This window comes from Bradyrhizobium sp. SZCCHNR1051 (genome assembly GCF_032489615.1).
In the GTDB taxonomy this organism is placed as follows: domain Bacteria; phylum Pseudomonadota; class Alphaproteobacteria; order Rhizobiales; family Xanthobacteraceae; genus Bradyrhizobium.
Genome location: NZ_JAUEYJ010000023.1, coordinates 26,485 through 46,816 on the forward strand (window position 1 = coordinate 26,485; position 20,332 = coordinate 46,816).

Annotated in this window: 17 protein-coding genes and 1 pseudogene; 10 read left to right on the top strand and 8 right to left on the bottom strand. The window is 64.8% G+C overall.

Features of this window, described 5'->3' with window-relative positions; genetic code table 11:
- Positions 1-39 precede the first annotated feature (39 nt).
- On the bottom strand, positions 40-504 hold the full coding sequence (locus tag QW868_RS25890) for a hypothetical protein (RefSeq protein ID WP_316231852.1): 465 nt from the start codon (positions 502-504) through the stop codon (positions 40-42).
- A gap of 148 nt (positions 505-652) precedes the next feature.
- Positions 653-1,345: an HAD-IA family hydrolase gene (locus QW868_RS25895; protein WP_316231853.1), complete on the bottom strand. Its 693-nt coding sequence runs from the start codon at positions 1,343-1,345 to the stop codon at positions 653-655.
- A 106-nt stretch (positions 1,346-1,451) separates the two neighbouring features.
- Here QW868_RS25895 and QW868_RS25900 point away from each other — a divergent pair, with 106 nt between their 5' ends.
- Both QW868_RS25900 and QW868_RS25905 read left to right on the top strand, forming a co-directional pair.
- Complete coding sequence (locus QW868_RS25900) at positions 1,452-2,126, top strand: hypothetical protein (protein ID WP_316231854.1); 675 nt, start codon at positions 1,452-1,454, stop codon at positions 2,124-2,126.
- A gap of 132 nt (positions 2,127-2,258) precedes the next feature.
- Positions 2,259-4,283 (top strand): YgiQ family radical SAM protein, encoded by a 2,025-nt coding sequence (locus QW868_RS25905; protein WP_315797147.1) that lies wholly within the window; start codon positions 2,259-2,261, stop codon positions 4,281-4,283.
- A gap of 902 nt (positions 4,284-5,185) precedes the next feature.
- On the opposite strand, the gene QW868_RS25910 is transcribed toward QW868_RS25905, so the two are convergent.
- Positions 5,186-6,616: a hypothetical protein gene (locus QW868_RS25910; protein WP_316231855.1), complete on the bottom strand. Its 1,431-nt coding sequence runs from the start codon at positions 6,614-6,616 to the stop codon at positions 5,186-5,188.
- Between the two features lie 180 nt (positions 6,617-6,796).
- Between QW868_RS25910 and QW868_RS33610 the strand changes: the two genes are divergently transcribed.
- On the top strand, positions 6,797-7,666 hold the full coding sequence (locus QW868_RS33610; RefSeq protein WP_410051325.1) for a DUF3800 domain-containing protein: 870 nt from the start codon (positions 6,797-6,799) through the stop codon (positions 7,664-7,666).
- A gap of 251 nt (positions 7,667-7,917) precedes the next feature.
- Here the strand turns inward: QW868_RS33610 and QW868_RS25915 are convergent.
- Positions 7,918-8,222: pseudogene (locus tag QW868_RS25915) on the bottom strand (HigA family addiction module antitoxin).
- On the opposite strand from QW868_RS25915, the gene QW868_RS25920 reads away from it, so the two are divergent.
- The 3 genes from QW868_RS25920 to QW868_RS25930 all read left to right on the top strand — a co-directional run bounded on the left by QW868_RS25920 (position 8,206) and on the right by QW868_RS25930 (position 9,985).
- Positions 8,206-8,373: a hypothetical protein gene (locus QW868_RS25920; RefSeq protein WP_316231904.1), complete on the top strand. Its 168-nt coding sequence runs from the start codon at positions 8,206-8,208 to the stop codon at positions 8,371-8,373. The pseudogene QW868_RS25915 and the gene QW868_RS25920 overlap by 17 nt on opposite strands.
- A gap of 174 nt (positions 8,374-8,547) precedes the next feature.
- Positions 8,548-9,735, top strand: coding sequence for a TCR/Tet family MFS transporter (locus QW868_RS25925; RefSeq protein WP_316231856.1), 1,188 nt, complete (start codon positions 8,548-8,550; stop codon positions 9,733-9,735).
- 34 nt (positions 9,736-9,769) lie between these two features.
- A complete protein-coding gene (locus tag QW868_RS25930) occupies positions 9,770-9,985 on the top strand; it encodes a hypothetical protein (protein ID WP_316231857.1) in 216 nt (71 codons plus the stop codon).
- Positions 9,986-10,201: 216 nt separating this feature from the next.
- On the opposite strand, the gene QW868_RS25935 is transcribed toward QW868_RS25930, so the two are convergent.
- Positions 10,202-11,440, bottom strand: a complete 1,239-nt coding sequence (locus QW868_RS25935; protein WP_316231858.1) for an NF038122 family metalloprotease — start codon at positions 11,438-11,440, stop codon at positions 10,202-10,204.
- Positions 11,441-11,690: 250 nt separating this feature from the next.
- On the opposite strand from QW868_RS25935, the gene QW868_RS25940 reads away from it, so the two are divergent.
- A complete protein-coding gene (locus tag QW868_RS25940; RefSeq protein WP_316231859.1) occupies positions 11,691-12,641 on the top strand; it encodes an aldo/keto reductase in 951 nt (316 codons plus the stop codon).
- Positions 12,642-12,933: 292 nt separating this feature from the next.
- Positions 12,934-14,097: a hypothetical protein gene (locus tag QW868_RS25945; protein WP_316231860.1), complete on the top strand. Its 1,164-nt coding sequence runs from the start codon at positions 12,934-12,936 to the stop codon at positions 14,095-14,097.
- Positions 14,098-14,139: 42 nt separating this feature from the next.
- Here QW868_RS25945 and QW868_RS25950 read toward each other — a convergent pair whose 3' ends face one another.
- Together QW868_RS25950 and QW868_RS25955 are read right to left on the bottom strand one after the other, a co-directional pair.
- On the bottom strand, positions 14,140-15,591 hold the full coding sequence (locus QW868_RS25950; protein ID WP_315797150.1) for a HAMP domain-containing sensor histidine kinase: 1,452 nt from the start codon (positions 15,589-15,591) through the stop codon (positions 14,140-14,142).
- Between the two features lie 5 nt (positions 15,592-15,596).
- On the bottom strand, positions 15,597-16,268 hold the full coding sequence (locus QW868_RS25955) for a response regulator transcription factor (protein ID WP_315734907.1): 672 nt from the start codon (positions 16,266-16,268) through the stop codon (positions 15,597-15,599).
- 468 nt (positions 16,269-16,736) lie between these two features.
- Here QW868_RS25955 and QW868_RS25960 point away from each other — a divergent pair, with 468 nt between their 5' ends.
- The gene (locus tag QW868_RS25960; RefSeq protein ID WP_315812532.1) at positions 16,737-18,293 is read left to right on the top strand and encodes a glycosyltransferase family 39 protein; all 1,557 of its coding nucleotides are present in this window, start codon (positions 16,737-16,739) and stop codon (positions 18,291-18,293) included.
- A gap of 101 nt (positions 18,294-18,394) precedes the next feature.
- On the opposite strand, the gene QW868_RS25965 is transcribed toward QW868_RS25960, so the two are convergent.
- Positions 18,395-18,718 carry a hypothetical protein gene (locus QW868_RS25965; RefSeq protein WP_315812533.1) on the bottom strand — a complete coding sequence of 108 codons (324 nt, stop codon included), beginning with the start codon at positions 18,716-18,718 and terminating at the stop codon, positions 18,395-18,397.
- Positions 18,719-19,499: 781 nt separating this feature from the next.
- Between QW868_RS25965 and QW868_RS25970 the strand changes: the two genes are divergently transcribed.
- Positions 19,500-20,324, top strand: coding sequence for an NAD(+)--dinitrogen-reductase ADP-D-ribosyltransferase (locus QW868_RS25970; protein ID WP_316231861.1), 825 nt, complete (start codon positions 19,500-19,502; stop codon positions 20,322-20,324).
- The last annotated feature ends 8 nt before the right edge of the window (positions 20,325-20,332 follow it).

Below are 20,332 nucleotides of genomic sequence, written 5' to 3' on the forward strand. Positions count from 1 at the left end.
GACGGACAGAGCATGCAGGGCACGCATGCGGTGACGCGATCAGCGCGCGCGCAGCCGCCGGCGCTGGGCGCGTGGCGTGTCCATCGACCGGACGTGATGGCGGGGCGTGGCCGCAGCGCAGAAGATCGCATTGGGCGCGGCGGCCGGCACGGCGGCGGCCTCGCGCGCTCCTCCGCAGCCGCTGACGACGCGAAGCCGCGGCACAACCGGCGACATGTCCCGCAAGCTCTCCTGCCGTACGCTCACATCGCTCGGGATCTCCACGGGAGAGAGAGCCAGCAGCGTCGCCCGCAAGCCGCGAAGGATGGCGGCCATTGCGCGCAACGGCCGCGCCCAGCGAAACCGCCGGGCCGACCGCTTGGCGCGGCCCTCGGCGCGCTTGGCTCGCCCGGCTCCGCTGCCGCGCCGGCCGCGCTGACTGGACGCGGATCCCTCTTCATCGACCTGCAGCATCGGCCGGAACGACAGTTCCGAGGGACCAGCCGCGATCAACAACTTGCGCATGCGTCTCACCTTGATCTCGTGACGGCCAACCCGACGGCCTCGTTCGTCGAGACCATCGCGCAAGGACGGTGACCGCAAGCTGTTGCCCGATGTCAGCGACATGTCAGCTCCGCCGCCGGCGGTATCGTCGCCGGAAGCGGGTCATGGCTCACATTCTCTCTCCCAGCCGCGCCATCACCAGATCGAGCACGTCGGCCTCGTCGAACGCCGCCGCGGTGAGCGCCGCGCCCGCCGCGATCAGTTCGTCGTGACCGAGGTTGGTGCGCATGCCGACGGTGGCGATGCCGGCCGCCGTCGCCGCCGCGATGCCGGCGCGGGAATCCTCGAAGGCGACCGACCTTTCCGGCAAGGCATCGATCGCACGCAGGCCTTCCAGATAGGGCAGCGGGTGCGGCTTGCCGTGCGGCAGCTCGTCGCCGATGATCACGGCGCGAAACCGGTCCATCAGCCCGAGCCCGTGCAGGATCAGCTCGGCATTGGCCCGCGGCGCGTTGGTCACGGCCACCACCGGAATCGCCGCCGCCGCGGCCCGATCGAGCAGCGCCGTCAGGCCCGGCAGCGGCTGCACCGCGCCGGCGGCGAGGCTGCGAAACACCTCCTCCTTCTGCGCCATGACCGCCGCGCGCCGCTCGGGCGCCTCATCCGGCAGAAATTGGGCGGAGATCGACAAATTGGATCGGCCGAGCAGTTCGCGGGCCGCCCGCGCGCGGTCGAACACGTGGCCATACGGCCCAAACACCGCGTTGAAGGCCTGCAGATGCAGCGCATCGGTGTCGGCGAGCGTGCCGTCGATGTCGAACAGCAAAGCCCGCCCCTTATTGATAACGCCTCGCATCAGCAAATTGACCTCAACTCATCCGGATGTTGACGCGATCTGATCCAACTCTCGACCATTCCGCCTGTCGTTATTCCCCAAACGGCGTGAAACCGCGACGGGGGAAATTGCGATGATCGGCCAGTTGAGCGCATTGCCTGTTTTGACACCGTCGAGGCTCGGAGCGGCCGCCGCGCTGGTCTCAGCCATCTGGATTGCCGCACCCGGCGCCGCGCAGGCCGGATCCGCCAACGGCGACATGGTCAACGGCCAGTACTGCAACGATCTCTGCAAGGCCTATATGGCCTGGTCCAACCGCATGCTGGCCGTCACCCAGCCGGCGTCCTATTCGCGGCCGCAGGTGCGGGTCGCGGTGCCGCAGAGCATGACGCCCAAGAAAATGGACAAGGCCGAGAAGCCGGACCGGATGGCGCAGCACGGACCGAAGCCGCATCGGCCGGCCAACCTGAACTCCTTCGCCCAGCTGCCCTCCGGCAGCCAGGCCGCGCAGTCTTCGATGGAGCCGCCGCCGAGCGACCTCGCCGCGTCCGACGCGCCGGCGACAGGTCGGCTGTTCGCCGCCGACCCGCTGCCCCACTCCGCCATCGCCGACATGCGCCGCGCGACCGACGCCGCCGGCCTGCGGCTGGTGTCGATGACCGAGCCCGTCACGGTCGGCGAGGCCGGCGGCAGCCCGCGCTCGAAGATGCCCTCGATCTGGATCATGCTCGCCGCAGCCGCGCTGCTGGCCTATTTCGGCCACGGCTGGCTCAAGCGCCGCAACGGCGCGTCGCATCACCTCAACTGAGACGGCAGGAACTGCGACGTCAGATCGCCCGCGCAACGCCGCGGGAACCATTCCGGACAAATTGACCACCTGCCCTCGTCTGCGACCGGGGCTTCGGTTGAACTCGCAGCGCCGCGGCTCTATGCGTGGGCGATGAACATCGCCCTCACCGCTCCACCGCTGAGTTCCTGGCCGCGCCATCGCGCGGACCTGAAGCCTGCGCCGTTCCTGCCGATGAGCCGCAAGGAGATGGACGCGCTCGGCTGGGACGCGTGCGACATCGTGCTGGTGACCGGCGACGCCTATGTCGACCATCCCTCGTTCGGCATGGCGATCATCGGCCGGCTGCTCGAGGCCCAGGGCTTTCGCGTCGGCATCATCTCGCAGCCCGACTGGCACTCCGCCGAGCCGTTCAAGGCGCTCGGCAAACCACGCGTGTTCTTCGGCGTCACCGGCGGCAACATGGACTCCATGGTCAACCGCTACACCGCCGACCGCCGCATCCGCAGCGACGACGCCTATACGCCCAATGGCGAAGGCGGCAGGCGGCCGGACCGCTGCACGCTGGTCTATGCCCAGCGCTGCCGCGAGGCGTTCAAGGACGTGCCGGTCGTGCTCGGCGGCATCGAGGCGTCGCTGCGCCGCATCGCGCATTACGACTACTGGTCCGACAAGGTGCGCCGCTCGGTGCTCGCCGACGCCAAGGCCGACATCCTGATCTACGGCAATGCCGAGCGCGCCGTGATCGAGGTCGCGCACCGGATCGCCGGCGGTGAAGCGCCGAAGGACATCCAGTCGGTGCGCGGCACCGCGCTGTTCCGGAAAGTGCCCGAGGGTTTTGTCGAGCTGCATGCCGACGATCTCGACTCCGCCGACGAAGGCGCTGCGCGCGAGAAGGGCGACGTCGTGGTCCGGCTGCCGTCCTGCGAGCAGGTCGAGGCGGACAAGGAAGCCTATGCCCGCGCCTCGCGCGTGCTGCACCGGGAGAGCAATCCGGGCAATGCGCGTCCCCTGGTGCAGCGTCATGGCGACCGCGACCTCTGGCTCAACCCGCCGCCGATCCCGCTGACCATGGCGGAGATGGATAGCGTCTACGATCTGCCCTACGCCCGCGCGCCACACCCGTCCTATGGCGATGCCAAGATCCCGGCCTGGGACATGATCAAGTTCTCGGTGACGATCATGCGCGGCTGCTTCGGCGGCTGCACCTTCTGCTCGATCACCGAGCATGAGGGCCGCATCATCCAGAGCCGTTCGGAAGGCTCGATCCTGCAGGAGATCGAACGTATCAGGGACAAGACGCCGGGCTTCACCGGCGTGATCTCCGACATCGGCGGCCCCACCGCCAACATGTACCGGATGGCGTGCAAGGACCCCAAGGTCGAGGCCGCCTGCCGCCGGCCAAGCTGCGTGTTTCCGGAGATCTGCCCGAACCTCAACACCTCGCATGACGATCTCATCCGGCTCTATCGCAAGGTGCGCGAGGTCAAGGGCGTGAAGCGCGTGATGGTCGCCTCCGGCGTGCGCTACGACCTCGCGGTCGAGAGCCCGGCCTACATCAAGGAGCTGGTCACGCATCACGTCGGCGGCTATCTGAAGATCGCGCCGGAGCATACCGAGCGCGGCCCGCTCGACAAGATGATGAAGCCGGGCATCGGCAGCTATGACCGCTTCAAGCAGATGTTCGACGCCGCCGCCAAGGAGGCCGGCAAGAAGTACTACCTGATCCCGTATTTCATCGCCGCCCATCCCGGCACCAGCGACGAGGACATGATGAACCTCGCGCTGTGGCTGAAGAAGAACCGCTACCGCGCCGATCAGGTCCAGACCTTCCTGCCGTCGCCGATGGCCACCGCAACGGCGATGTACCACACCGGCGTCAACCCGCTGCGCGGCGTCCGCCATGGTGGCAGCGACAAGGTCGAAGCCATCAAGGGCTTGCGCCAGCGCCGCCTGCACAAGGCGTTCCTGCGCTATCACGACCCGGACAATTGGCCGGTGCTGCGCGAGGCGCTCAAGGCGATGGGCCGCAGCGATTTGATCGGCTCGCGCCCCGAGCAACTGGTGCCGGCGCATCAGCCGCCGGGCACCGGCAAGGCCGCAACGACACGGCGGCCGGTGCGCCCGGAGCAGCGACCGCAGCGTTTCACGACGAAGGGTGTGCGGATCAGGAAGTAGTCCGCGCTGGACGACCTCCGATCTCGGCGTCAAGGGCAAGCCCGCGCCCCACACTCCCCCGTCGTCCCGGACGAGCGCGCATCGCGCGCGAAGATCCGGGATCCATAACCACAGGGAGACGTGTTGGCACATCCTGAGCCACCTGCGTGCCTCACACATCCGCCGGTGGTGATGGGTCCCGGCTCAAGGCCGGGACGACACTGAGTGTGTCGCATGGCCGTTCCACCTCACAGGCGTGATGAGCATCGCGAGCGCGACGTATCCGCTCCCACGCACCACATCCACTGCACGATTTTCTCCAAACAGCCCACCGAAGCCCCGCGACGCCATTCGCGCCCAGGTCATGCTGCCGACATCGCCCTCGACAAACGAGAGGGCGCGGGGAAGACCGGACCTCGACTGAGGCCCGTGGCCCGCCTGCAGAAAAAAATGCAGGCGGCAGGTACCACGAGTTCAGCCGGACGACCCGGCCTTCCCCGCGCGCTGGTTTTAACGGCTGCTTCGCGATCTCCCTGGGGACCGGGCTTGTCTTGCCCCCATCACCGGCGAGACGCGTCTCCGCTTCATCAACCGGCTTGACCTCAGCATCGGGAGGCCAGGACCACGCGACTTGACCGTACGCATCCGGCTCATTCGTCGGCCCGCTTGCGCGAAAGCCCCGAGCCCGACACGTCCACCGCTCCCCGCTGCTACGCTCCGTGACGATCGGCCGAAACGCCCCTCTTCATCGCGAGCGGGATGGCCGAGAGGATCGTCGCGATTTGCCCGACGATGCAAGCCGAACGACGTGCGACAAACTGGCTCGACGGGCAATCTGCGCATGACGGGGATGCGGGAATTGCCCGTCGGGCGTACTAGTCCAGGGCCACGAATGGCAGCTCGATTAAAAGTCCCGGCATCAATTAGTTTTCGTCGGCTTGTTCTTCATATTCGCGAATAATCGTGTGATTGAGATGAGCAAGGTGCTCAATGCTTCGGATAGCATTTACACTCTCATACGAAATGAACGTACAGCTCCTTGCGAGAGGACGCCCATTCAAGAGCGAGAAGACCGGCCGTCTTATCTCTCTAAAGAACTTTTCCCGTCTTTCTGATGGAGCGACGATATGGAACTGGATTGCAAGATTCGGCTGGAGAGCTAACAAGTCAGCCATACGCAGTAAGCCGGAGTAAACTGTTGTGGTGTGCTCCACCTCGAACGCCCGCACGATGGTCCGCCCAGACAGCCAGATGACATCAATCAGCTCAATTGTACTCAGTGTGGCCCCTTCATTGACAAGCGGCAGCTCGTCGAGAAGCGCCAGCTGATCAACTGAGGACATGAAAGAACGAATTCGCGCCCGATCGCTTGGTGGCAACCAAATCTTGAATCCTATTCGCGCACCGATTTCGGCAAGCTTTGCTTGAATTTGGTAGGATGGGCGCAGCTCCGTTGATGTATCGGCAAGAAATTCATCCGTAACAACTTCTTCGTCATCGTCGTTATCGACTGGGACAACAACGGTCACCTCACCATCGGCTGTTCTTATTTTTTGGTCTTTTGACCAACGGGGCTTTAAACTTGAACTGTAGAAATCGACGATTTCGTCTGGGTGTTTTTCTTCAAGGCTCTCCCGAAGCGTTAAGAGCGCTTTGTCCAATTGGATATCCGACCAGCCCTTGACTTCGTTGGCAGGGGCCACACCAAAGCCGATCAGAACCTTACGTCGGTCATTGTTAGACGAGATACGTTCCACAAGATCGGGAAACGCAAAGAAGCGGAGCATATGCCTAAACTGTCGACTCCCCTTTCGAGGAACCTGGGCAATCCACAGAACGAATTCATCATAGTCGCCTAGTATCTTAATGCGATCCGCGGAAGGTCGCGCCTTGAGATCTCTCACGAGTGCCAGGAGGTATTCAAGCTCGCTCGGACGATAAGCGTTAAAACCTGGCCCCCCAGACCCCACGCCTCTCAGCACGCCTTCCTCAAGTAGCGGCTCCGACTCATGCAAGCCAGACCCGCCAAGAGCCCAGATCTCTCTTATTTGCTGCCGCTTTGTTGCGGCCTTCATATTGGAAGGAAACAGCAGCAGACTCCATATCATCTCTGCCATGAGCCTACGGGCTTCCGGCGAAGCCGGATTTATCTGCCCTTTGAGCTTAGTCAGGAAATCATCGTCTCCGTGATCCGGATGATCGACAAACGCCTTTGATACCTCTTCGACGTTTGGCAGGGTCCAGAGGGCTCCAGGCAGGAACAGGGAGCCGTCATTGATGAGGCATCGCTCAATCCATTGCGTCGCAGCAAGTAGAGTTGGAGAAATATCGCGGTGGTGAGCCTTACGAGCCATGACCGGTGTCCACTCCCTTCGCCAAACCTAAACGTCGACCTTAGGAACGCAAGGTCGTAGGCTTAAGCCTGCAGGCTTCTCAACAACGTGTCGCCTAAGCTAAGATCTCTACCTCAGATTTCAGCAGAGCATCACACCTGACTATGGATAGAATAGCAACACGTACAGAGCCTAAGAGCCATGAGCTGTGGATTTCTTCTTTTCATTGATGAGGCTGGCGATGAGGGCCTCGATCGCATTCGCCCGCTCAATGAGGACGGCGCCTCTGAGTATTTCGTTCTCTGCGGCGTCCTTGTGCGAACCACTCGCTATCAAGCATTGATCCGCTCGTTTAACGATATCAAACGCGAGATTGGGCTAGCCCCGCACGACGAGGTTCACTTCCGAGACTTAGATGACAACCAAAAACTTGCGTTACTGAAAGCACTAGCCCGAACTCAGATTGGGCTGGTGGCGATCGTGTCAAACAAGCGGAATATGGCGCGCTACAGAAATCTTCGATGCGAAGCCCGAAACATGGAGTTCGTACGAGGCAAGTATCGACCTCGTCGATACAATTGGTTTTACAACAACTTGACTCGGTACTTACTTGAACGAGCCAGCGCAGAGTGTCGGCGCTGGACGGTACAGGCATATGGCGAGATACGATCAATACAGATCACATTCTCTCTTCGAAAGGAATTCTCTTACTCCCAGACGCGAGCTTATCTACTAAAACTCAAGACAGAGCGCCGCAGCAGAGACTACTTCAACAATAGAGGACAGATCGATTGGGCTGTAGTCGACCCAAAGACCATTGAAGCTCGACGCAACCGCGATGAAGCTGGGTTGCAGGTCGCGGATTGCGCTGCCAGCGCAGTGTACCGATCTCTCGATGAATCTTGGCTTGGGAACTGTATGCCGGAGTATCTAGAAATACTAAGTCGCAAGTTTATCCGCAAAGGATCGAGTCCGCGAGACTACGGATTTAAGCTACTCCCCGACGGATTTCGTGGACCAGTTTCCGCTGATCAAAGGCGCGCATTCAATTCGGTTGGGTACAGCCTATGACACTGCTCGGCGCTGCATTTTTTTGAAGAGCCCCCAATCTCGGACAGGATCGGCTTTGCCGAGATCGCGCTCGCCATCTCGGCACCGTAGTCGTCTGTAGGTTAAGCCAAAGCTGAGCGGGAATTACAGTGACGCTGCACATAACTGACGCCGTCGCGCCCCGCACGCTCTGCCGGCTCATCACCATTGGGCACGCGTCGCCTCAAGGCAGCGCTGTACCAAATGGCCAGAGCCTAAGGGCATCTCCCATCTCAGGCCGCCCGCGACTTGTTCACGGTCTCGATGCGATCGAGAGCCTTACCGGGATCGCGCCTCGCGATCTGAACATCGTAGTCCGTCTGCAGATTGAGCCAGATCTCCGGCGTCGTGTCGAGCGCCTTGGCAACCCTGAGCGCTGTGTCGGCCGTGATGCCGGTCTGCTCGCTGGCGATCCGCTCGATGCGGGTTCGCGGCAGGCCGCATACCTTGGCGACGGCACCGGCCGACATTTCGATCGGAATAAGGAATTCCTCGCGCAGAACCTCGCCAGGATGCGAGGCTTGAGCTTCTTGGTCATCGCCGCGGCCGATCCCGGCGACTTGAGATCGCTCCCGGCAGTCCCTGCTCCGGCGGAGGCGCTCACTGACTGGCCTTCGCCTGAATATGCATTGAATGCACCGATCGTCGTTCGGAAAAAGCGGCTTGCGCCGCCCGATCTCGGCGTGTAGACGGCGCCTGTCGCGAAAAGCGGTCGTTGCCTGCGGCCGAGTACAAGCCGTCCATCTGCCTTCTGGCATGGACCGCCCAGCGTCTCCCACACATCAATCGCCTGACGGATCGTCAGGCTCCAGCGAGCGGTCGCGCGTGTTTGCGCCATCGGCTCGCGTGGACCGGAGCGCGCCATGACCAGGGCTGTTGCCGTCATCTATCTCACCATCGTGCTCGATGCCGTCGGCATTGGGCTGATCTTTCCGATCCTGCCGTCGCTGCTGCACGACGTGACGCACGCCGACAACGTGGCGTCCCTTCTCGGCGTCATGACGGCGCTCTACGCCGCGATGCAGTTCATCTGCGCCCCGGTGCTGGGCTCGCTGAGCGATCGGCTCGGCCGGCGCCCGCTGCTGCTGGTCTCGCTGGCCGGCGCCATCGTCAACTACCTGTTCCTGGCCGCGGCGCCTGATCTCTGGATGCTCCTGCTCGGCCGCGCCATCGCCGGCGTCACCAGCGCCAACGTCTCGGTGGCCACCGCCTACATCACCGACGTCTCGCGCGAGGACGAGCGGGCCCGCCGCTTCGGGCTCCTCAATGCGATGTTCGGCATGGGATTCATCATCGGGCCCGTGCTCGGCGGCGCGCTCGGCGACCATTGGCTGCGGCTGCCGTTCGTCGTGGCGGCGGCCTTGAACGGATGCAACGTCCTGCTGGCGTTGCTGATGCTGCCGGAATCGCGACCACCGGACCCTGGCAAGATCGAGATCGCAGTTCTGAACCCGCTGCGGCCACTGCGCTGGGTGTTCGCCGTCAAGAGCCTGCTGCCGGTCGTTCTCCTCTTCTTCCTGTTCAGCGCGACCGGCGAGGCCTATGGCGTCTGCTGGGCGCTGTGGGGCGGCGACACCTTCCACTGGAGCGGTCTCTGGATCGGCCTGTCGCTCGGCGCCTTCGGGGTGTGCCAGATGCTGGCCCAAATATTCCTTCCCGGTCCGGCGGTGAGATTGCTGACCGAGCGCGGCGCGATCCTGACCGGAGTGACCTGTGTCTGCACGGCCCTCACCGCCATGGCGTTCGCCAACCAGAGCTGGATGGTCTTTGGCGCCATGCCGCTGTTCGCGCTCGGCGGCATGGGCATGCCGGCCCTGCAGTCGATCGCCACCCGGCAGGTGGACGAGGATTTGCAGGGGCAACTCCAGGGCGTGCTCGCCTCCACGGTCAGCCTCGCATCGATCGTTGCGCCGCTCGGCTTCTCGAGCCTGTACTTCGCCGTCAGGGACGAATGGCCCGGGGCGATCTGGCTGTCGGTCGTCGCCATCTACGCGATCGCCATTCCCGTCGTTGTCACCTTGCGCCCGGCCAAGCCGGCGTCTGCGCCCTGATCGGAACGATCGCCGCCGGCTTCCGTTGACTTCGATGCCTCGGATCGAACTTGCCAAGCCGCTCTCGCGAGCGATGCAGATCTATCGCCGCATGGCCAGACACGATCTGGACCAGGCGACGCGGCGCGCGCTGGCGCGGCACCTGCGCGGGATGGCCGATCAGGGCGAGGATGATCCCGGCCGGCTGACCGTGTGCGGTTTGAGCTATTTGCGTCAACTCAACCGACAACGCGACCGCGAGCGATCCTGACCTGTCGCGGCGGACACATGGCGATTGATCGTGAGCGGACCGCACCTCCGATCCGCCCGATCGCTTGGCTACATCACGCCTTTCAGTTCAGGCGAGTGCGACGGAGATGACCGGGGCAAGCCCGGCCATGACGACGATGAAATGGCGGGCATGACCTAGATCGACTACGCGATGACCTTCTCGCGCCCAATCAATCCTCTGCTGGTAGCGACCGCCTCAGTTCGCACTGATCGCGTGCAGATGCATCGCGAGCATCATCGGATCGTGGTGCGGCTCGGCGGAATAGGACGCATAGGCCGTTGTGTGGTCGTGGTTCGCGCCGGCATCGGTGCCATTCAGCGCAGCAGCATCGGCCTGGGCATTCGCCAGCACCTGCGCGGCGCCGGCGGCATCACCCAGCTTGGTGAGGCTGGCGGCCGTCTCGGCGGCCACGGCGGAGGCGATCGCGACGGCCTGCTGCGGCGTCTGCACCGGTGCGGCGACCCCGGCGGCGTGCGGGATCTGGGCGAGCAGCGCCTGCGTGTCGGGGGTCGAGATATTGTAGCCGAGCGTCTCCAGCACCACGAGATCGATCGGCGACAGTGTCTGCGACGTGGTCGGATTGTAGAACTCGTTCAAGGGATCGCGGGCGCCCTGGATGCCGGTGTTGAGGAAGTCGGCCGGGTCCGACATCTGGCCGTAATCGGCGATCTTGGTGACGCCGCCGTCGAGCGAGAAATACGCGGGAGGCGCCGAGCTGATGCTGTTGTTGATCAGATGCTGCCCCGGCTTGGTGAAGTCGAACAGGTCGAAGATGTCGAGATTGCCCGGCGACGGCACGCGTCCCAGCGCATGCGACAGCTCGTGCAGTGCGACGCCGACCAGCGACTGCGTCGGGATGTCGGTGTTGAAGACGGCGAAGCCGTCCTCCGTCGTCGTGCTGTTTGGATCGATGAGCCCGAGCACCTTGGCCTGGGCGTTGGCGACGAACACCTGGGAATGGCCCTGCACTGCCCGCCCCGTCGGCAGGTTGTCGAACACCGTGTCGCCGGCCGCCGCGTGGTCCTGCAGATCGGTTCGGAGCTGCGCGTAGTTGGCGAGGACGCCATTGGAGACATTGGCGCCGGCGCCGCCGCCGGTGCCGGCGAAATCGATCGCGAGGTTGACCGTGGCCTGATCGGTGATCGCCGAGGACAGAATCGCCGCAGCCTGCTCGACGCCGGCGCGGAAGCTTTCAGGCGCGGCAGCAGCGGCGGCATCGAAGGTGAGGTTGAAGGTGAGTCCGCCGGTATGAACCGAGACGGTCTCGGAGCCGTCGGCATGCACCACCGGATCCGACACCGCGCCGGGCGGCAGCACGACAGGCGAGGCGGCCGCAGCCATATTGGTCGTCGTGTTCTTCGCCGTCGCGGCCGGATCGGGCATCATGAGGCCATCTGAGCTCAGCCCGAGCTGGTCATAGGTCAGCGTGTTCATCAGACGGACTCCTCACTCATGGCCTCGAGTCTCCAGCTGCGAGGCATTCGCAGGCTGCGACCATCATCGGCAAGTGAGTGAAAAGTCTGACGCTGCCGGACCCACTTCGGGGCAGCCGCGCCACGGTTTGGATGCGGCCGGGCGGGCCCGCCATGCTCCTGCCGCGCTGGTCTCGCGCGACGAATGACGGCAATCTGCGGCAGGCGTCCGCGATGGATGCAGCCAACATCATTCAGATCGAGAGCCTCCCATGAAGATGCGCCCGCTCGGCCGTTCCGGCCTCAACGTTCCGCCCCTCTGCTTCGGCTGCAACGTGTTCGGCTGGACGGTGGACGAGGCGGCCTCGTTCCGCCTGCTCGACAAGGTGCTGGAGTCCGGGATCAACTTCCTCGACACGGCGGACGTCTATTCGCGCTGGGTGCCCGGCCACAGCGGCGGCGAGTCCGAGACCATCATCGGCAAGTGGATGAAGCTGCGCGGCAACCGCGATCGCATCATCCTCGCCACCAAGGTCGGCATGGACATGGGCGACGGCAAGGTCGGGCTGAAGGCCGACTACATCGCGCGCGCGGTGGAGGACAGCCTGCGCCGGCTGCAGACCGACGTGATCGATCTCTATCAGTCGCACAAGGACGACGAGACGACGCCGCAGGAGGAGACGCTGGCGGCCTACGACAGGCTGATCAAGGCCGGCAAGGTGCGGGTCATCGGCGCCTCGAACTTCTCGGCCGAGCGGCTGCAGGCCGCGCTCGAGCTGTCGGCGAAGAGCGGCTTGCCGCGCTATGAGAGCCTGCAGCCGGAATACAGCCTCGCCGAGCGCGCATCCTACGAAGGCGCGCTGCAACGCGTCTGCGAGAACTACGGCGTCGGCGTCATCACCTTCTTCTCGCTGGCCGCCGGCTTCCTCACCGGCAAGTATCGCTCGGAGGCCGATTTCGGCAAGAGCCCGCGCGGACAGCGCGGCATCCCGAAATACATGAACGAGCGCGGCATGCGCATCCTCGCCGCGCTGGACGCGGTCGCAAGGGAGACCGGAGCGCAGCAGGCATCGATCGCGCTGGCGTGGCTGCTGGCGAAGCCGTCGGTGACGGCGCCGATCGCCAGCGCCACCAGGCCCGAGCACGTCGACATCCTGGTGGCGGCGACGGAGCTCGCACTGACCGCGGATCAGGTCGCGCGGCTCGACGCGGCCAGCGCGTGAGCGCCGGCGCGCGGCGCCATCATTCAGCGCCGAGCATGCGACGTTTCGACACGCACGCAGTACGATCGTTCTCCACCGAACACGGCCTGTGATCGAGGATTCGGCGCGCTCAGCGCCGGTCCTCGATCGCGGCACTTGATCACGCTGCTCCTGCACCGCATTTTCAGCACAGCCGTGAAGCGGGCCGGGCGACTTTGCAGCATCTCGCGGATCGCCACCTCACGGCCAAACTTCGGCCGGGATCGAACTGCTAAGTCCACTGTCAAGTTAAAATGTATCGAGGAAGCGTTCGGTGAATCGTGTCGCGCGCGTAGCTGTTGGCGCATTCGTATTTGCACTTGTTCTGTCATCCCTCGTGGCGCTGGCTGGCAGCGCCCGGGCGCAGCAATTGCCGCAGCGCCCGCCGGCCGGCGGCGCCGTCGGTACGCTGCCGGACCGCGAGGCGCTGAACTCCGGCACCGTCACCGTGATCACCGCGCCGATCGGCGGGCCGATGTCGGTCATGGGCTCCGACATGGCCGCGGTGCTCGACGAGGGCGAGAGCCTGCGCGTGCTGCCGATCCTCGGCAGGGGCTCGGCGCAGAACCTCATCGACATCATCATGTTGAAGAACATCGACATGGGCTTCGTCACCACCGACGCGCTGGAATTCGTGAAGACGGAATACAACATTCCAGACATTGCGCAGCGCGTGCGCTACATCGCGCAGCTCTTCCACAACGACGTCCACATCGTCGCGCGGCGCGAGATCCGCTCGCTGGAGGATCTCAATGGACGGCGGGTGTTCGCCGAGCGCTCGATCGGCCTGCCGGCGGCGCGCACGATCTTCCGCCGGCTCGGCATCCGCGCCGACATCGACTCCCAGACTGATCCGACCGGCGGGCTGCAGAAGCTGATCGACGGCCAGGGCGATGCCTGGATCGCCTCGGTGTCGAAGGACGCGCCGATCATCAAGGGCATCAAGAACGAGGGCGGCCGGCTGCATCTCCTGACGATCCCCTATGACCACGCGCTGCAGGACATCTATCTGCCGTCGTCGTTCTCGTCCGAGGAATATCCGAACCTGGTGCCGCCCGGCACCAAGGTCGAGACCGTCGCCGCCTCGACCGTGCTGATGGTCTACAATTGGCCGGAGAACAGCGAGCGCTATCGCCGCACGGCGCGGTTCGTCGACGCGCTGTTCGGCAAGATCCAGGTGCTGCAATCGCCGCCGCGGCATCCGAAATGGCGCGACACCGTGCTGTCGGCGCCGGTGCAGGGCCTGGTCCGCTTCAAGGCGGCGCAGGAATGGCTCGACGGCGCCCGCACGATGCAGTCGCCGGGTCAGGATGCCAACCCGGCCGAATTCCGCAAGTTTCTCGACGAGCGCAAGGCGCAGGCGCGGATGTCGCCGGACGAGGCCGCGAGACTCTACAGCGACTTCCTGAAGTGGCAGCGGAGCAGGGAGCCGCGCTGAGCGCGGGCCGCGCGAGGCTCGCGAGGTCGGGCCGCGGAATCGTTAAACGGAGCGCGACAGCGGCGCGGCCTTCTCGGCTGTGCGGCGGACCGCCGGGATTGCCGCCTCGGCCGCCGCCGGTGCACCGCCCGGCTGAGGCGCGGCAGGCGCGAAGCTGAGCTCGACCGTGGTGCCGCCACCTGGCGTCTCACGCAACGCCACGCGGCCGTGATGCGTCGCCATGACCTGCGACACGATCGAGAGCCCGAGCCCCATGCCGTCGCCATGGGCGCGGCCGCGCTCGAACGGCTGCAGCAGGCGCTCGGGCTGATCGGCCTGCAGGCCGGGCCCCGAATCGATCACGCTCAGGCGCGCCGACGCATCGACCTCGACGAGAATCGGACCGCCGGCGCCGGCATGCATGACGGCGTTCCTGATCAGGTTGGAGAGCGCGACCGCCAACGCGGGCTCCGAGCCGAGGATCGAGACCGGCGCATCGCATCCGGCGAAGCCGATCTCGAGGCCGGCCTTCAGCGCCATCGGCACATGCTCGGCCGTGACGCGCCGGGCCAGCGCCACCAGATCGATCTCGGTCAGCTCGACCGGCTCCATCGAAATGCGCGCCAGTTGCAGCAGCATGGTGACGATCGACGACAGCTTCTGGTTCTCGCCGACGAGACGTGCCCGCAAGCCAGCATCCGGGATTGCCTCGAGCATGGTCCGCGCATTGGTCAGCGGCGTCCGCAGCTCATGCGCCGCGTTGGACAGGAAGTTGCGCTGCGCCTCCGCGGCATGATCGATGCGCGACAGGGCGCGATTGAACGCGGTGACCAGCGGCAGCAATTCCGCCGGCGCGTCCCGCTCGGGCAGCCGTCGGCCGTCCGGCACGCCGTCGATCATCTCGGCCGCGCGCGCCACCGCACGAACCGGGCGCGCGATCAGCGTCGGCACGAACACCAGGGCCGCGAATACCGTCACGACCAGCACCAGGATGATTGGAAGCGCAACGACCGTCGCGTCGGTCAGCGTGCCCAGCATCAGCTGCGTCGACGTATAGGCGACGCCGCCGGTCTCGATCCAGACCTCACCGACCGGCGTATTCCGAACGGCCGTCATGCGTTTGAAATTCCGCGTCTCGCCATCGATCGCATAGGCCAGAAAGCTGGTGCCGTCCTGCGACGACGGAGGCTTGTGCGGACGCCATTTCGGAATCGGCCCGTAGCTGACCTCGCCGCTCTTGTCGGAGACAACGTACCAGAAAGTCGGGAAATCCTGGATGATCTTGTCGAGACGCGACGTCTGCTTGATGAGCAGGTGGCCGCCGGCATCGCGGGATACGGCCTCCTTCAGCGCATCGGCGACGTCGGCGGCGCCCCATGTGCCGTCATCGTCGCCGCCGAACCGGATCAGCAAGGCGGCCGCGCAGATCAGCATGATGGTGGTGACCACCCCGATCAGCGTCGCCGAGAGCAACGTGATCGAGCGGCGGATACGGCTGAGCTTCTGCCACCTCACCTGCGTCACTCGCCGCTGAGGAGATAGCCGAGGCCGCGCACCGGCCTGATGGCGGCCTTGCAATTGGCCTCGCGCAGCCGGCGGCGCAACCGCGAGACGTGGGCCTCGATGGCATTCGACTGGATCTCGTCCTCAAAGCCGTAGGCCGCGGCTTCGAGCGTCTCGCGCAGGACCACCCGCCCGCTGCGGCGGACCAGCGCCTCAAGGATTGCCAGCTCGCGCCGCGGCACCACGATGGGCACGTCCTCGACGCAGACGGCGCGATTGACGATGTCGTAGCTCAGATTGGCGATGGAGACCGTCGCGCCGCGGTCGAGAAACAGCCGGCGCAGCACCGCCCTCGCCCGTGCCACCAGCTCGATCGGCTCGAACGGCTTGGCGACGTAGTCGTCGGCGCCTTCGTCGAGCGCACGCGCGATGTCGGCGGGGTCATCGAGCGCGGTCAGCACGACCGTCGCCGGGCTCGGCTTCTGCTGCCGCAGGTCCGGCAACAGCGCCAGCCCGTCGCCGTCCGGGAGGCCGCGGTCGATCACCACGAGCTCAAAATTGCGCACGGCGATCGCCGCACGCCCTTCGTCGAGTGTCGTGACGATGTCCGACGAGCCGAACGCCGTCGCGAGCGCATCCCGCAGCCAGATCCCCAGCTGGGGGTCATCCTCAACGACCAGAACGCGCACGCGATTCTCCCGCATCATCGACAATCGGCTGTTCCTATCATTACGGAGGGATTACAATAGGATTACGTCGGCGGTGTTCTGATACTTTTGTTTGATCGCGCAAGCGAAGTTGACTCGTTCTGCCAGCGCCGATCGCGCGCAGCTCATATACTCCACGCTGCTGGCGGGCACTGGCCCTATCGCGACATCTCCGATTGCAAGCTGAACCGCTTCTCGGCTGGCGCGATTGCGGTCGTATGACGTGTCCCGCCGCGATGATCCGTTTTTCCATCGGCCGGCAAGCCGGCGGCGTCAGCCTTTCGTAATCGTCTTGGCCGAGACTGGCACACTCAAACAAACGCCGAGGATTCGCTCGCATGGAGCCTGCCGCATGATCGACCGGACACACCGGACGGTCCGCCCCCAATTATCGGCCGCGGCCGCTCACCGAACGTCCCGTTCGACGCACCATTTTTGATGCACACCGGCATGTTCCACGAGTTTGCGTTCTCGACCGTCGCTGAACGGTCGGACAGCCATCCGGCGGCCTGGCGCATTCCATTCCTGCGCTGGCTGGACGGCATCGAGGCCGGCTGGGCGGTGCCGCTGCTGCTGACGTGCTTCGTGGCCGTGTGGACGGCCTATCTCTCGATCGCCTATGCCGGCGCCGGCCTGCATCCCGACGTTCTCGAGACCTGGACATTCGGACGGCAGTTCGCCTGGGGCTACGACAAGCATCCGCCGCTGATGGGCTGGATCGCCGGCGCCTGGACCGCCGTCTTCCCTCTCTCCGACTGGTCATTCCACCTGATGGCGATGACCAACGCGGCGCTGGCGCTGTGGTGCGTCGATCTCGTCTCGCGCCGTTTCGTCACTGGGGACAAGCGGGTGATCGTGCTGCTGCTGCTGATGCTGACGCCGGCCTATCAGTTTCACGCACAGCGCTTCAACGCCAACTCGGTGCAGCTCGCGACGTGGCCGCTCGCCACCTACTGCTTCCTGCGCGCGTTCGAAACGCGAACGCTGCCCTGGGCGGCGGCCGCCGGCCTGACGGCCGCGCTCGCGCTGCTCGGCAAGTACTACTCGATCTTTCTGGTGATGAGCTTCGCATTCGCCGCCATGGCGCATCCGCAGCGACGCGCCTACTTCACATCGGCATCGCCGTGGATCTCCGGCGTCGTGGGCCTCGCCGCGCTGTCGATGCATCTCGACTGGCTCGTCGCCAACGATGCGGCCCCCATTCAGTACGCGCTGCTGCACGCCAGGTCCAACCTGTCTACGTCGTTACGGGATTCCCTGTTCTTCCTGCTGGGGCTCGCGGCCGCGATGGCCGTGCCGGCCGCGACCTGGCTGATCGTCGCCGGCGCCAGGATCAGGTCTTTCTCCACGGAGATGGCCACGCTGAACGACGGCCTCCGGCTGTTGTCATATATCGCCATCGGCACGCTCGGCCTGCCCGTCATCAACGCGCTGGTCATGGGCACCGACCTGCCGTCGCTATGGGCGCTGCAGGGACTGTTCTTGTTCGTCGTGGTCGTCGTCTGCGCCACCAGCTATCCGATCGCGCGCTTTCATACCGTCAACATCGCGGTGCTGACGGCCGGGATCGCCGTCCTGGCTGCGATCGTTGCGGCGCCGCTCCACGCCTTCTATCGCAACAAGCACGGCTATGAGGAAGGTCGTACCTTCTACCAGCAGACCGCACGGGAAGCGACGCGACAATGGCGGGAGTTGACGGGGAAGCCGCTCGAGCATGTCGGCGGCACCGAGAGCCTTGCGCTCGCAACCACCTTCTACAGTGCCGATCATCCCGCTTACGGTCTGCCCACCACAGCCCACCAGACCGGTGCGGACTCTGGCAGCGGAGGCTGGATTTCGCTGTGCTTCCGCGACCAGGCGGATTGCATCGGCGCCGCGGAAGCGGCGGCCGCCGGATCCGGCAACTACGTCAAGCGCGAGTTCGCGGTGCAGGCCCGGCTGCTCGGCTGGACGGGATGCACACGAACGGTGGTGGCATTCCTGGTGACACGGCCGAAGGAACCGTAGGTCGAGGCAACGCTGGACGCGGCAGCCTCGTCAGCGGATCCGAACATTCGGATCAAGGACAAGGTCCCGCGTCGGCGGGACCTTGCGCTTGGGCGGCGGTCTCAGTCGTTGTCCCAGGATCCGTCGGAATAGCCGTCCCGGTAGCCGGACACATAGCCGTCGCCATAGTTGCCGTATTCCGCGTCGTACTCATAGACGCGGTGACGACGATAGACGACCCGCGGCGGCGGATAATCCTCGTAGCTGTAGACATAGGTGGGCGCGGAACGGGCGGTTGCCGCAGACCCGATCAGGGCTCCGATCGCCAGACCTCCGACGACGCCGGCCGCCACCGCCGCTCCGCGGTTGCCACCGGCATTGGCCGGCGTCGCGATCGTGCCTGCGATGGTCGAGGCCACGATCATAAGCGCGCAAATTCGTTTCATTGGGTTCTCCTTGCGATCAGCTCAGCCGTCGCTGCGGGAGACTCGCGGCCGCGGCTTACCGTATCATTACAGACGCAAGACGATGCGACCAACATGTGAGCGCGAGTGTCACCACGAGGTCCATCATGGCAGGCCGTTCGGACGTGTGGGGCTGGGACACAAACCGAACGGCCCGCTCACTGGACTCCGACGACGTTCGAAGCCATGCGGTGCCAGATCATGATGGAAGGTGCCGCAGGTGGGACGGAGCCGACCTGATCAGGCCGGGCTTTCGGGTCTGCGGCGGCGCTCCAATGTCCTTCCGATCGAACACCACATCGAGAGACTGCGAGCCATGGCTCATCGTGACACGCTGTCGATGGCGAAACCGATGTGATGCCGCTCGTAAGGACGCATTGAAGCTAGCGTCACGGCCTTACCGCAGCATTACAGTGGACGCAGATGACGCGGGCATCTCACCAGTGTACGGCCGGGAAGAATTCAACGCGATCGTGCTGATTGCCCTCCGTGCTGACACACTGCGCGCGATCGAGCAGCCGGTTTCGAATAGATCGAAGACAACGCTCTCGGCAGGCGCGCTCGATGCACTTCACAGACGAACCGCTCCGACAGCGCAACAGCGACGCAGTTGCCTGCTGGCGATTTCGAAGGCGCCAAGCGGCGGGGTTGCGGTGGTCATGGTAGCACCGGCTGGGGCGGTTGCAGCTGACAATCAGAAGCTCTCCGCCATGTCAGTACCGACGGCTTCCCTTACACTGCGCGACCCGGCATCATGCCGGTCATGAACGACGCAGTACAGCGCGCCCGCCGCGGCATCGGCCATTCGACCAACCTCGTGGGGCGTCCTTCCGAGTGGCTGGCGAGCGCTGCCTTCAACGAGGCGGCGGTGCCGCTGCACATCTGGGGCGTCACCGAGATGAACCCCAGCCTGTTCACGATGCTCGATCAGGCCGAACATCTCGCCGAAGCCGGCGAAGCCTTCACCACCTACATGATGGCGATGTTCGGGCTCGATCCCGAGCAACGCGCCGCGACGTCCGGCGGCCAGCGGCGTTTCCGCTCGTCCTTCCTGCGGCTGATCCAGGGCTGGGGCTTCGACAGCAACGGCCCGGAAGGCGCCGTGCTCAAGGGCTGGGTCGAGAGCCGGTTCGGCCTCGGCCCATCGTTCCACAAGGAGGCTATCGAAGCCGTGGCAAGCCGGGCCTGGACGACCTATGTCGAGGAGAAGATGTCGAGCCGCTTCCACAACAATGCGATCTGGGTGCAGCTCGATCTGCTGTTCGAATTCTGCCAATGGGCCATGCGCCGCTTCACCTTCCCCGACCAGACGCATCTGACGCTGCATCGCGGCGTCAATTCGTTCGACGAGCATTGGATCGTGGAGCGAACGACGCGGCGCGAGGCGGTGGTCCGGCTCAACAATCTCGTCTCGTTCTCCTCCGACCGCGACACCGCCGGCTGCTTCGGCGACATGATCCTCACCGCGCACCTCCCCGTCAGCAAGATCGTGTTCTTCAACGGCCTGCTGTCATCACATGCGCTGAAGGGCGAAGGCGAATACCTCGTAATCGGCGGCGACTACCGCGTGAGCGTCGACTATGTGTGAGCGGATCG

Excerpts from the sequence above, each read along its gene's own strand:
- QW868_RS25890 (WP_316231852.1), bottom strand. The coding sequence starts at position 504 with ATGCGCAAGTTGTTGATCGCGGCTGGTCCCTCGGAACTGTCGTTCCGG.
- QW868_RS25900 (WP_316231854.1), top strand. The coding sequence starts at position 1,452 with ATGATCGGCCAGTTGAGCGCATTGCCTGTTTTGACACCGTCGAGGCTC.
- QW868_RS25905 (WP_315797147.1), top strand. The coding sequence starts at position 2,259 with ATGAACATCGCCCTCACCGCTCCACCGCTGAGTTCCTGGCCGCGCCAT.
- QW868_RS25910 (WP_316231855.1), bottom strand. The coding sequence starts at position 6,616 with ATGGCTCGTAAGGCTCACCACCGCGATATTTCTCCAACTCTACTTGCT.
- QW868_RS33610 (WP_410051325.1), top strand. The coding sequence starts at position 6,797 with ATGAGCTGTGGATTTCTTCTTTTCATTGATGAGGCTGGCGATGAGGGC.
- QW868_RS25925 (WP_316231856.1), top strand. The coding sequence starts at position 8,548 with ATGACCAGGGCTGTTGCCGTCATCTATCTCACCATCGTGCTCGATGCC.
- QW868_RS25930 (WP_316231857.1), top strand. The coding sequence starts at position 9,770 with ATGCCTCGGATCGAACTTGCCAAGCCGCTCTCGCGAGCGATGCAGATC.
- QW868_RS25935 (WP_316231858.1), bottom strand. The coding sequence starts at position 11,440 with ATGAACACGCTGACCTATGACCAGCTCGGGCTGAGCTCAGATGGCCTC.
- QW868_RS25940 (WP_316231859.1), top strand. The coding sequence starts at position 11,691 with ATGAAGATGCGCCCGCTCGGCCGTTCCGGCCTCAACGTTCCGCCCCTC.
- QW868_RS25960 (WP_315812532.1), top strand. The coding sequence starts at position 16,737 with ATGTTCCACGAGTTTGCGTTCTCGACCGTCGCTGAACGGTCGGACAGC.
- QW868_RS25965 (WP_315812533.1), bottom strand. The coding sequence starts at position 18,718 with ATGAAACGAATTTGCGCGCTTATGATCGTGGCCTCGACCATCGCAGGC.
- QW868_RS25970 (WP_316231861.1), top strand. The coding sequence starts at position 19,500 with ATGAACGACGCAGTACAGCGCGCCCGCCGCGGCATCGGCCATTCGACC.